Below are 12,705 nucleotides of genomic sequence, written 5' to 3'. Positions count from 1 at the left end.
TTACAAGACTCTTACCCAAAGTTTGACCGATCGGTAACTGAGGATGATAGACGACGATAGAGATCGCTAAGTTGAATTGCAACACCTGTCCAACTAAAGTTTTGTTGCACTCTTAATGATGCTTGTTTGCGGAGTTTTTGCGCCCAAATTTCGTCGGTCAGGATGCGATCGATCGCCCCAGCAAAAGCCTCCACATTTTGCGGTGCAACTAACAAACCAGTTTCTTCTGGCATCACTGTAAAACCCCCTGCTTTTACCCCTGCAAAACAGATGGTAAAATCTTCGTGACTATGTTTAGAAGAACTTAGTGCAAGTTTTGGATGTCAATTTTACTGAATGTAGCTAAAAGCGCTGAAATTTTGGTGCTATTAAGTAGGTAGATGTAAATAAAGTGAAAACTAGGGCGGGCTCTCCTGCCCACCCCACAAGAGTTAGAGCTTTCTTGTGGGGTGGGCAGGAGAGCCCGCCCCATCCTCATATAACTATTATCACTTTATTTATTTGCACCTACTTAATTCCAGAAATCTCGCAAAAGGAATTGAGCAAAGTTACAGGTTTACTGTCGCCAATTTGTCTGGCGTAAAACTGGTGTATGTAAATGTCCGTTGCTGCGTTCAAATCTTCCAGCTAAAATTTGTTGATAAACTGCTTCGTAACCATCGGTCATTTGTTTGACGCTAAAGTTATTGACTATGTGTTCTCGGCAAGTTTGGCGATCGATTTGTTCAATCTTCTTCACAGCGCTAATACATTCTGCCACATCCTTGCACAAGAAACCTGTCTTACCATCGGCAATAACTTCGGAAGCTGAACCTAAATTCATCGCAATTACTGGTGTACCAGCTGCCATAGATTCCACCATTACTAAACCAAAAGGTTCGCGCCAAGTAATTGGGAATAAAGTAGCAATTGCCCTACCCATTAATTGATTCTTTTGAATGTGATTTGCTTCTCCTGAATATTGAATTTGTTCGCCGTCAATATGTGGTTTAATTTCTCGTTCAAAATACTCTACATCAACCACATCAACTTTACCAGCCATTTTTAATGGTAAACCTACTGCTTTAGCAATAGCGATCGCATGATGCGGCCCTTTTTCTGGCGACATCCGACCCAAAAAAGCTAAATATGGTGGTTCATCAGGTTGGGGATAAAACTTATGACTATCAACGTCAATTCCGTTGTAAACCGTTGCTACATAATTTAACCCTAATTTAGATTCTTTTTGGGTATGGGAAATGCTGATGTAAGGTTGCTCTTTCGCATAAGCAAACATCTTTTCATTGTCGGGAGTAAAAATTCCATGCAATGTATGAACAGTGGGAGTTTTCACCAGTTTGGCATAAGGTAATGCTGTCACACCCGTATGGGAATGAATGATATCAAACTCTGATGCCCGTTCATACACCTGACTCAGTTGCAGCATTTCATAAACGCCGTATTCCTTCACACTCGGATCGAGTCTAATCGCACGAGGATGTACAGATTCAAGCTTAGCCAGACTAATAGAATCTCCTGATGCAAATAGCGTTACTTCCTGACCCCGCCGAACTAGCTCATCAGTTAAAAGACTTACTACTAATTCAATTCCGCCGTATGCTGGTGGTGGCACTCTTTCCCAGAGTGGGGCAACCTGAGCAATCCGCATAACAAACCTCCTAAAATCGAAAATTTCCAGTTAGAAGCGCCTGCTTTTTTGACTTCGGAGTGCGATCGAGCGACTCACTTGCACTAAAACTAGGGTTAGCGATAAGCACCATGCTTTTGCGAGAATTTAACCTGAATTCTATATTTTCAAATTACTTCTGGGCCAATCACCTAAGTAGGGAAATTCCTACCTCAAATAGTCAAAAAATGTATTTTATCTAACTGATTTTTTTCCAGTTTTACCCTTGTTGCCATCTATCTTCCGACACAAAGCTAAGTCAACCGCCCCACCCACTTTTGGGATGGGGCTTGTAACTAACCAGAAAAACTGGTTGAAACATCTGGGTTATTGACTGAACCCTGCTCCTGAGTCCCTGGGGTAGAGGAGAGAAAATAATCGTCGCGAATGTTCCTAGCAGCATTCAAAAAGGTTTATGCGTCTATATTTTTGTTCAGAGGAAGATGGCTCCTTATTTTACTGTAATTCATGTTCGGTAAATACTACCTCCCAGTAGATAAAAACAGCATCAGAAAGGTGGATTAGAAACGAAAATTTGGTAATATCACCCTGAATTACTGTTAGCTAATGAACTGCTGAGTAATCAATTTCTCAGAGAAATTAATCTGATTATTTCTTTGTTTTGTTAGTTGGTTTATTACCGGGCTGATCGCCTGGTTTACCTGCACCGTTACCTGGAGCTTTGGCTGCTCCTGGTGTTGGGGGTCGTCTCATTGGTGGTGGCGGTGGGGCTGCGGCTGCTCCACCTGCGGCTTTAGGCACATCTCTGCGAGTGGCAAAGCTAACATTAACACCATCATTAGATTGCTCTAAAACTAACAGTGGTGTAGGTTTCGCCTTCTGATCCCATTCCATGTGTACAATCCGACCTTGAATTGTCGGTTGCCAATTATCTTGTTCTTCGCTAGGACTCAAGAAAGTTTCAATGCAATCAATAATCTGATTGATTGTGGCAGAAGTAGCTTGGGTGGGTAATTTCATCAGCCGAATTTGAATTCGGAACAACACAGCCTTTTTTAGCTTTTACCCCTTCTACTGGTACATATTCAACATCAAACATTTCATCAACTTGTCTACCAGAAGCAGTAGCAATACCTACAGCTGTTTGTTGAGCTTGGCTGGGGCGGAGAGCGACGGCTATTTTTTCTTTTACCTTCACCTTGATTTGATTGACAATGGCAAAGTGAAATACTTCTTCTGCCATCCGCATCCGCAAATAATCTAGGTTAAACTCCCTCGAATAAACCAAGTCTGGATTAGTTTCCATCTTGCGAATTGTTTCCAGGGCTAACTTTAATTTTTTGTCCAGTTCTTTGATGCGGAAATCTTCAAACCTCACCTTTTTGTTCAATTTGTCGATCTGAAGCTTGGAATATATACCCAAAGCTATTAGCAGTAAAGCTAAACCTCCAGAGACTCCCATCCAAATGTCAAATGATGAATCGGTGGGATTAGGTTTTTTGGCAGGGGTTTGGGCTAACAGGGGATCTACGAGAATAATGGAAGCTGACATTAGTCTAATCCTACTGGGAACTAGGTATCTACTTATAGAATGCCCGTTTAAGAGGTAATTGCATCAACAAAGTCAATAAAACTAAAGAAATATAAATACATCAGTAGTTTCACTGAAAATGTTATTTGCTTAGCTAATTTAATATACACTTCCCCAGACTGGAGGCAAGTGCTTCAAAAACGGCTAGGGGTAATCAAACGGGAAATTTTACTTAGGAAAGGGAATAGGGAACTCCTGAACAGGGAACAGATATTTTTTTCCTTGTGCTTTGGGAATAGTTGGTAGCCCAAAAAACTATCACTATTAATTATGTTGTGAAAATGTTCAACAAATGTTCCGATCGACCATGATTCAACCTAATCTTTAATTTGGAAATAATTATCAGTAATTTTCGCCGTAGGTAAGAAAGGTAAGAAAGGTAAGAAAAGTAAGGATTAATTTTACTATAACTTTTAATGAAAGTTGGTTGCTTATAATACTATATGGTTCCCTAACGGGAACGGACTGGGAAAATTTAAGTTGGAAGCGTTAAAGAAAGCGATCGCAAAAGAAGGTAGATTTTCTGTAGCGATCGACCAAATAATTCTATCTAACTTTACTAAATAGAATTAATACAATGACAAGTAAAGCAATCAGACTAGAACTAACGAAACAACAGGCTCTAACACAAATATTACCCAATTGGTTAGCGCTTGTTTCCTTATTTATTGGTATAGTTGGCATATCCTTTGCGGCAATTTTTATTAAGTTGAGCGAATCAGAACTGAGTCCTTATGCGACGATATTTAATCGTTTATGGATCAGCACTGCCAGCTTAGGATTAGTCAATGGAATACAAGCGATTCGTCGTCGGTACGCACCAGATCAAGTAGAAAAATCGCCCAAAAATAGTGGAGATTTTACTAAATATATCTGGTTATTTGTGGGATATGGAACTTTTTTTGCCGCGTCCCAATTATTTTGGGCTTGGTCAATCACTCAAACAAGTGTGGCAATTTCAACAGTATTGCATAACTTGACTCCTCTGTTTACTTGTTTGCTAGCTTGGCTGTTGTTTGGTAAGCATTTTGACAACAAGTTCATTTTGGGGATGGTGATTGCCTTAAGTGGAGTAGTTGTGATTGAATTTGAAGATTTACAAGTGGCAACAGGCAAAGTTCAAGGAGATTTAGCAGCTGTAGTTTCAGCAATTTTAGTAGCGGGATATTTGCTGATTGTGGAAAGACTGAGAACTAAATTTTCGGCTAATAAAATTTTAATGTGGGGTTCAGCGATCGCCACATTAGCAACTATCCCAATTCTGTGGATAACTCAGGAGAGAATTTTTCCCTATTCTTGGAAAGGATGGCTGTTTGTAATTGGTTTAGCACTGGTTTGTCAAATTATTGGTCAGGGGTTAATTGTTTATAGTCAAAATATGCTCTCTTCTGGATTTATAGCGATCGCCTTTCTCCTAGATCCCGTACTCACTTCCCTGCAAGCTTGGCTGATCTTTTCGGAAAGGTTAAGTGTTTCTTGTTGGATAGCTTTTGCGGTAGTTTTATTAGGGATATATTTCGCTCAACTTAGTAAATCAGCGGTGAAAGAAGAAAGTAGGGGTAATTCATGAATTACCCCTACAACGGGGGATGAATTACCCCTACAACGGGGGATGAAATCCGACATTTTTAGGTAATCAAGAAGCAATTTGATTCAGATTGCCCGTCTAAATCTTTGGCAGCAAGAGTTATCAGCATCTTAGGTAGTAGAAGAAGCCGTACCTGTGGTTCGGTTGTGCTCACTGGAAACAAAGTTTTGTACTTTGTTAAATTGAGATTACGAAACATTAAAGGACAGGACACTACTATGAATGATCTGTCAAACAAAAACTCTGATTTCTTTGACAACGCCGAAGGTAACAACCTGCTTTGGCAATATGTGAAATCTATGCAACCAGAGGTGATCGGCGAACTTTCCAGGCCTTCCTCGGAAGCGGCTAAGGTAATGGAAGCTAACTTGATGGGGATGCTGGGAAATTTACCACCAGATCACTTTGGCGTAATGATTACTACCTCAAAAGAAAACCTGGGACGCTTGTTAGCTTCCGCAATGATGAATGGCTATTTTCTGCGGAATGCCGAACAAAGAATGGGTTTTGAAAGATATTTGCAGGCAGCAACAGAAAGTAGCGACACCGATCGCTAATGCAGAGTGGCAGTAGAATACAGTTAAGAACAAGTGAAAAAGCCCCGTACAAGCCTTTTTTCCTGGGAACCCTCTGCCTTGGGCCACTACTGCCAGGTTAATTTGGTAATCTCTTCAAATTGAAAGTTATTTACCAAATCTGTTAATTTATCGGCTAATTCGGCTTTTTCTGGGGTAATTTCTGCAATTAATTCCAGAATTTGTTCGTCATCGGCACAGCTAGCGGCGTGATTTAGTTGTGCTAACCATTCAGCAGACATGATAGATAGGTCAGCCGCTGTTAGTTTTTCGCTAATTTTCACTCTTGTTTTGCTTGTTTGATTTTGCTGAGTAGGAGTGGTTTCTTCGTATAAATAACGTACTCCTAAATGTTCGCTAATTTTGGCAAAAATTTCTGGGATGCGGAAAGGTTTGCTGACGAAATCATCACAACCAGCGTTTAAAATGCGATCGCGATCTTCATCAAAAGCGCTAGCAGTCAGCGCAATAATTATTGGGTTATGGCTTGATGATTTTTGACACAATTGCTTAATTATTTTGGTTGCTTCTAACCCATCCATTTGGGGCATTCGCACATCCATCCAAATCAAATGTGGTTGCCAGCTTTTACATAAATCAATCGCTTCTTTGCCATTAGTGGCATTGCAGACTTCAAAGCCAACTGATGTTAATACTTTATGCAAAAGTTGGCGATTTTCTTTGTTATCTTCCACTATTAAGAGGCGAAAAATGGGTTGGTTTGGTGCTAAGGCAATAACGTTGCCTAAGTTATTTTCTGGTTGGCGATCGCTAGTAATCCCAATATTAACATTAACATCAAATTTGACCGTAGTACCTTTACCTAATTGACTGCTAATACTAATATCTCCACCCATTAATTGGACAAATTGGCGGCTAATTGGTAAGCCTAAGCCTGTACCTTCCATTGATTTTCGGCCTGTTTCACTTTGAAAAAATGGCTCAAATAAATGCGTAACTTCCTCTGAAGATATCCCCGGGCCAGTATCTTCTATTTCAAATAAAAGTTGGCATTTAATTGCCGATTTTTCCTCATAAAACTGACGCGAACCATCAATAACTTTTACTCGCAATTTTACTGTACCCTGTTGGGTAAATTTAATAGCATTAGCTATTAAATTAATCAATACCTGCCGTAATTTACTTTCGTCAGTTTTTACATATTGAGGCAGGTCTGGTTCCCGGTAAAATAATAACTGCAAATTTTTTGATTTCGCTTTTAGCTGTAACATTTCTTCCAAACCATCTAGTAGATGATGTAAATTAAAAGAATTTTCATTGAAAGTTACCAAACCTGCTTCAATTTTAGAAACTTCTAAAACATCATTAATTAGGGAAAGCAAATGTTCGCCACTGCGCCCAATAATTCCTAAATATTCTTGCTGTTCTTCATCTAAAGAATGCAGGGCTAACACTTGAGTAAAGCCTAAAATTGCATTTAGCGGAGTTCGCAATTCGTGACTCATTTTCGCTAAAAATTGACTTTTGGCACGGTTAGCGGCTTGGGCTTCCACTGCGGCTTGTTGCAATGCTGACTGGTAAAATTTTAAAACTGCAAACATTAAAGCGTTGCGTAATTCTGCGGCAGCATCAATCTCAATTTGTCTCCAAGGCAAAGATTTTTCTCTAACTGTTTCTTTCCACAGTTCAAAAGAATTACGGGGCGAAAGATGTATAATTCCATCATCTTTTCTATCATCTTTAATTATGAGAGGTTCATTCGGATTTCCTCCCCAGTTTACTGTTTGAATTACTTCTGGTCTTAACCAAATTATTTGGTAAGTAATATCATCAACAAAAATAGAAATTGCTAATAAACCGCTGGTTGATTCTTTGATTTGCTTCGCTGCGGGATAAACTTGGGAAAGGCAGTTTGTATGAAATACTTCTTTTTGGCTGTAATGTTGTAACCAATTAATTATACCTTGGCTTTGTTCTCTGGTTGGGGTTTTACCAACTAAAGTTAAATTTTCACCAAAACAGATAATCGCACCTTGAGCATTGACTAGTTCTAATAAACTATTTTGTTTTTCCCTGAAAATCTGAGCATTAACATTGTTAACTAATAATAGACTTTTTAGTTCTTCCTGAATCACTTTGATTTTTTCGCTATATCTTTTAAATTCTTGTTGTTGTTTATTGACAATTTCTAGTGACATTACTTGCCCAAGTAATTCACATACTTTACGAATCTCATAATTTACATATCGGGGCGAACAATGATGACAAACTATTAGCCCCCAAAGTTTTTTATCTGTAATTAACGAAGTACATAAAGATGCTGCAACTCCCATGTTTTGCAAGTATTCTAGGTGAATAGGAGACACACTTCTGAGAACTGATAAACTTAAATTTAGAGGAGTATTTGTGACAGGATTATCTTTGGGGATAATTGGTACTGGCTGATAGTTAACATCAACGATTAATCTGAGCCAGTTTCGATAATATAACTGTCGGGCTTGTTTGGGAATGTCAGACGCAGGATAATGTAAACCTAAAAAAGGTTCTAATCCTTCTCGTTTATTTTCAGCAATTACTATACCACTTTCATCTGGCTCAAATTGATAAATCATTACTCGGTCATAACCTGTGATTTTTCTCACTTCTTGAGCTAATAATTCAGTCATTTCCTGGAAACTATTGGCTCTTTTAATATTCGTAATTGCTGCCTTAGCTATATGGTAAAAGCTGAGGGCAGAAAATTGCTTTTTAACTAAGCATTGCTCCATTTCTAAAATTAAAACTCCTTCGGAGCGATGAATTATACATTCAACCTCTTTGTGGGAGTCAACAGTTTTGATGGAGAGATTTAGCGGATTATATATATCTATATTTCCTGTGGCTATATATTCCTGTAATTGATTCAGTTGAGCTTGATTTAGGAACTGACCTAAACTATGATTAATTAATGATTCTGCCGGGATACCCAAAAATTCATCTGTGTTCTGACTAGCTTGCAGAATAATTAAATCCGGTTCTTGAAGAGTTAACAGTACACCATGAGGCTGGATGTAACCAGGGGTATGGATAGCCTGTAGCTCGCAATTTGTTAAATCAACTAATTCTGAGGAAACGAACTCTGTAAGATCCATTTTAAAGAAATTATGAAGAAATAAATGCTGTTGTAGAAAAAAACAAGGCTATGATTCCTTTTTAACATAAGTTAGGTACCTAAGTTGTCAAATAGAACATTTAGTTACCAAAAGGTGTGAAGCAACTAAGTACAATTTTGCCAGTAAGAGCAAAGGTTAACCGTGACAGTAAATCAGCCTCTCAAAAACTATATTAATGGGGAATGGCAGATATCTAGCGCCAGCAACTACTTAAAAGTTGTTAACCCCGCCACAACAGAAGTCCTGGGTACAGTACCATTGTCACCCGCAACTGAGGTAAATGCAGCAGTTGCAGCCGCAGCAACAGCGGGAAAAGTGTGGCGACAGACTCCGCCAACAGAACGAGTGCAGTATTTATTTAAATTAAAAAACCTCTTAGAAACCAGTTTTTCAGATTTAGCAGAAACCATAACTGTTGAGTGCGGTAAAACATTAACCGAATCTAAAGGTGAATTGCGAAGGGCGATCGAAAATGTGGAAGTCGCCTGTGGTATTCCCATGTTAATGCAGGGATACAACTTAGAAGATGTGGCGCGTGGCATAGATGAATTTATGATTCGTCAACCTGTGGGAGTCACGGCGATAATTTGCCCTTTTAACTTTCCGGGAATGATTCCTTTTTGGTTTTTACCATATTCCATTGCTTGTGGAAATACGGTAATTGTGAAACCTTCGGAAAAAGTACCTTTGACAATGGAAAAAATTTTCCAATTGTTAGAGCAAACGCAACTACCAAAAGGAGTAGTAAATTTAGTCAACGGTGCTAAAGAAGCCGTAGATGCTATTTTAGATCATCCTACGGTTCGGGCAATTAGTTTTGTTGGTTCCACACCAGTTGCTAAGTATATTTATAGTCGCGCCGCTGCTAATGGGAAGCGCGTGCAATGCCAAGGCGGGGCGAAAAATCCGATTATAGTTTTACCAGATGCGGAGATAGAAACAACGGTAAAAATTGCGGCTGATAGTGCTTTTGGTTGTGCGGGACAACGTTGTTTAGCAGCATCTTTGGCGGTGACAGTTGGAGAGGCAAAAAATACTTTTACAGAGGCGATCGCCAATGCTGCATCGAAGCGCGTGGTAGGATACGGTTTAGATCCTAACGTAGAGATGGGCCCTGTAATTTCTCCTGAAAGCAAACAAAGAATTGAAAATTTAATTCAAGTGGGTATTGATGAAGGGGGAAATTTATTAGTAGATGGCAGAAACCCGCAAATTTCTGGTTATGAAAAAGGTAACTTTATTAAACCGACAATTCTGCAAAACATTAACCCCAAAGGAGAAATTGCCCAGACAGAAATTTTTGGCCCAGTGTTAGGTTTAATTCACTTAGATACTGTTGAGGATGCGATCGCATTTATCAACAGCGGCGAATGGGGAAATATGGCTTGTTTATTCACTACAAATGGTGCCGCTGCCCGAAAATTCCGCTATGAAGCCGAAGCTGGTAATATTGGCATTAATATCGGCGTAGCTGCGCCAATGGCATTCTTTCCTTTTAGCGGTTGGAAAGCGAGTTTCTTCGGGGACTTACACGGACAAGGAAGAGACGCTGTAGAATTTTTCACCCAAACCAAAGTAATTGTAGAACGTTGGCCGAAAGATTGGTCAAGACAATTTTAAAACGGGTACGTTGTTGCGCTTCAGCGCTCTTATAGATAGCGCTGAAGCGCAACAACGTGCCTGATATTAATTTTAATTGGGAGCAATGACAATTAGATAGTCATATTCTGTCAATATGTAATGTGTTGGAGGGTTAGAAATTACTTCTCCTTCTTCGTCTTTTTGCACAGCTATTACAGTACTTTGATGGTGTTGTTTCATATAGATAAAAACTTCCAAAAATGTCAGACCAATTTTATCTTTAGGCAAAGGAATCTTATAAATTTGATTACCGTCTTGAGAACTGAAAATATCTGAAACTACCTGAGTAATACCATGATTAATACTAGCTTGGTAAATCAGCATACTACTTAACTCACTGCTGACAATTATTTCATCGGCGTTAGCTCTTTTACAGGTTTGAATATAAGCTGAATCTACTAATTCTACAATTGTGTAAGCATTACGATTAATACTTTCTACTGTTAAGGTAGAGAGAATAACTTTCGCATCACGAGCCAAATTATCTAAACTGTCATCACCTAAAATTATGACAGTTTTAGCCTCAGCTAGATTAGCACGATTTAAAGTGTCGTCAGATACTTGACCTTGGATAAAAAATAAATATTTATCATCAACTGGTTTACTGTCAATATTGGCAATTAAAACTATGGGGGCTGTTTTTGTTTGACTGTCACAACGCAATTCATTTAAAATTAATTTAGCGCGATAATTCCATTCGCATAATATGATGTGACTCTTAACTTGAAAATTGGTCATACCTCGATCTTCTTTGATTTTTCTATCTACTAAAATGCTGGCAATAGTAGCGCTGAAGGTAGCCAAAATGCCAATACCACAAAACATATTGACGATCGCAATTAACCTACCCCAAAATGTGGTGGGTGTAATGTCACCATAACCAACAGTGGTTAAAGTAACAATACTCCACCACAAAGCATCTGTAATTGACAAATTGGGTTCTAAGAACGATAAACCGATCGAACTAAATCCCAGGATAATTAGCAGAAGTAAAATTAGGCGATCGAGCTTTTCCCGTTGTAAAAAGTACCAGAACCTTTGGCTAGAAATTGGAAAGGTAGGATCTGGCTCTTTTTTTCGTTGCAAATTATTGACTCCTTGATTAAGAATACTTAAAAGCTAAGTTTATTCTACTGGGGAATTTCTAGATTCTTGATTATCTGAATTAGCGATCGGTACCACCAAAATTTTATCAACTCGGTTGCCATCCATATCTACTACTTCAAAACAAAAACCTTTCCACTCAAATTTATCGGTAGCGGTGGGAATTTTGCCTAAATGTGCCATGACTAAACCACCCATTGTGTTGTAACTGCCTCTTTCTTCACTAGTCAATTCTTCAATTTCAAACCTCTCTAAAAATTCATCTACAGATAACATTCCATCAATTAACCAAGAACCATCATCCCGTTGCACAGCTGAGGGTTCATCAGCATCATAAACTGAAGGAATATCACCAACAATTTCTACTAAAATATCATTGAGAGTAACTAAACCTTGAATTACCCCATATTCATCAACCACAAACACAATATGAGTACCTGTCTGTTTAAACATTTCCAGAATTTTTAACCCTCTGGTACTTTCGGGAACAAATAAAGGTCGGCGCAAAGAGCTAGATAAATCTAAAGGTTGAGAATTTAAACAGCGAGAAAGTATGTCGGTTACTGGTAACACACCAAGGACATTATCTAATTCTCTTTGGCAGACCGGAAAGCGAGAATGTTCGCTATTAGTAATTTTTTGCCGATTCACTTCTGCGGAATCTTCAATATTTAACCAAACAATTTCCGGTCTGGGTGTCATTAACGCACTGACTGGTCGATCGCCTAAGCGAAACACCCTTTCTACCATATCTTGTTCCGCTTCTTCAAAAGTTCCCGCTTCCGTTCCTTGTTCAATTAAAACTTTAATTTCTTCTTCTGTTACTTCGGGTTCCGCAGAAGGAGTAATTCCCAAAACTCGCACTACTAACTGAGTGGAAGCACCTAAAAAATAAACAAAAGGCGCAGTAATCATCGCCAAAAATCGCATTGGTATGGCAACAATTGCGGCAATGGGTTCGGGACTATTTAATGCCATGCGTTTCGGCACTAATTCACCGATAATTAAAGTTAAATAAGTAATAATTAAAATGGCAATTACGGAAGCGATCGTCTCTGCGTAAGATCTGAGAAACGGGATACTAGTTAAAATTGGTCTTAAATACCGAGAAATCGTCGTTTCACCAAAAGCACCAGAAACAATGCTCAACAAAGTAATGCCAATTTGGACTGTGGGGAGAAATTGATTCGGCGCATTTGCCAAGGACAAAGCGAGTTCAGCTTTGTTGTCGCGGGTAGCCATCTGTTGCAAGCGTACCTTGCGCGAGGAGACGATCGCCATCTCCGACATCACCAGAAAGCCGTTAGACACTATCAAAAGTAAGATAATCAGAAAATCAGTAGTAAAAGACATGGAATCTGAGAATATTAAGCAAAAACTAATTAAATGCTAAATCAGATGAGCCGATAATCTACTTCCAAAACTGCCAAATCAGGGGGTTTCCTTATTTAAAATAATCTGTAGTA

Annotated in this window: 9 protein-coding genes and 1 pseudogene; 4 read left to right on the top strand and 6 right to left on the bottom strand. The window is 38.9% G+C overall.

The features are described from left to right. Positions 1 to 11: 11 nt before the first annotated feature. The 3 genes and pseudogenes from ACE1CI_RS24085 to ACE1CI_RS24075 form a co-directional block, all read right to left on the bottom strand. Positions 12 to 233, bottom strand: coding sequence for a hypothetical protein (locus tag ACE1CI_RS24085; protein ID WP_496615762.1), 222 nt, complete (start codon positions 231 to 233; stop codon positions 12 to 14). A gap of 323 nt (positions 234 to 556) precedes the next feature. Next, complete coding sequence (locus ACE1CI_RS24080; protein ID WP_413267305.1) at positions 557 to 1,648, bottom strand: glycosyltransferase family 4 protein; 1,092 nt, start codon at positions 1,646 to 1,648, stop codon at positions 557 to 559. A gap of 627 nt (positions 1,649 to 2,275) precedes the next feature. Continuing rightward, positions 2,276 to 3,179, bottom strand: a pseudogene (locus ACE1CI_RS24075) (hypothetical protein). A 462-nt stretch (positions 3,180 to 3,641) separates the two neighbouring features. Here ACE1CI_RS24075 and ACE1CI_RS24070 point away from each other — a divergent pair. The 3 genes from ACE1CI_RS24070 to ACE1CI_RS24060 all read left to right on the top strand — a co-directional run bounded on the left by ACE1CI_RS24070 (position 3,642) and on the right by ACE1CI_RS24060 (position 5,363). Beyond that, a complete protein-coding gene (locus tag ACE1CI_RS24070; RefSeq protein ID WP_413267303.1) occupies positions 3,642 to 3,785 on the top strand; it encodes a hypothetical protein in 144 nt (47 codons plus the stop codon). 10 nt (positions 3,786 to 3,795) lie between these two features. Further along, positions 3,796 to 4,788, top strand: a complete 993-nt coding sequence (locus ACE1CI_RS24065) for a DMT family transporter (RefSeq protein ID WP_413267302.1) — start codon at positions 3,796 to 3,798, stop codon at positions 4,786 to 4,788. 236 nt (positions 4,789 to 5,024) lie between these two features. Further along, positions 5,025 to 5,363, top strand: a complete 339-nt coding sequence (locus tag ACE1CI_RS24060) for a DUF760 domain-containing protein (RefSeq protein ID WP_496615759.1) — start codon at positions 5,025 to 5,027, stop codon at positions 5,361 to 5,363. A gap of 86 nt (positions 5,364 to 5,449) precedes the next feature. On the opposite strand, the gene ACE1CI_RS24055 is transcribed toward ACE1CI_RS24060, so the two are convergent. Beyond that, positions 5,450 to 8,473 carry an ATP-binding protein gene (locus ACE1CI_RS24055; protein ID WP_413267300.1) on the bottom strand — a complete coding sequence of 1,008 codons (3,024 nt, stop codon included), beginning with the start codon at positions 8,471 to 8,473 and terminating at the stop codon, positions 5,450 to 5,452. 162 nt (positions 8,474 to 8,635) lie between these two features. Here ACE1CI_RS24055 and ACE1CI_RS24050 point away from each other — a divergent pair, with 162 nt between their 5' ends. Beyond that, positions 8,636 to 10,114, top strand: coding sequence for a CoA-acylating methylmalonate-semialdehyde dehydrogenase (locus tag ACE1CI_RS24050; RefSeq protein ID WP_496615758.1), 1,479 nt, complete (start codon positions 8,636 to 8,638; stop codon positions 10,112 to 10,114). 72 nt (positions 10,115 to 10,186) lie between these two features. Here the strand turns inward: ACE1CI_RS24050 and ACE1CI_RS24045 are convergent, their stop codons facing one another. Both ACE1CI_RS24045 and ACE1CI_RS24040 read right to left on the bottom strand, forming a co-directional pair. After that, complete coding sequence (locus tag ACE1CI_RS24045; RefSeq protein ID WP_413267298.1) at positions 10,187 to 11,221, bottom strand: ion channel; 1,035 nt, start codon at positions 11,219 to 11,221, stop codon at positions 10,187 to 10,189. Positions 11,222 to 11,260: 39 nt separating this feature from the next. Then, positions 11,261 to 12,592: a hemolysin family protein gene (locus ACE1CI_RS24040; protein ID WP_413267297.1), complete on the bottom strand. Its 1,332-nt coding sequence runs from the start codon at positions 12,590 to 12,592 to the stop codon at positions 11,261 to 11,263. Positions 12,593 to 12,705 lie beyond the last annotated feature (113 nt).

The organism is Floridaenema flaviceps BLCC-F50 (assembly GCF_041929275.2).
In the GTDB taxonomy this organism is placed as follows: Bacteria; Cyanobacteriota; Cyanobacteriia; order Cyanobacteriales; family Aerosakkonemataceae; genus Floridanema; species Floridanema flaviceps.
The sequence above is the reverse complement of the archived record's forward strand: the minus strand, read 5'-3'. Positions and strand labels throughout refer to the sequence as shown.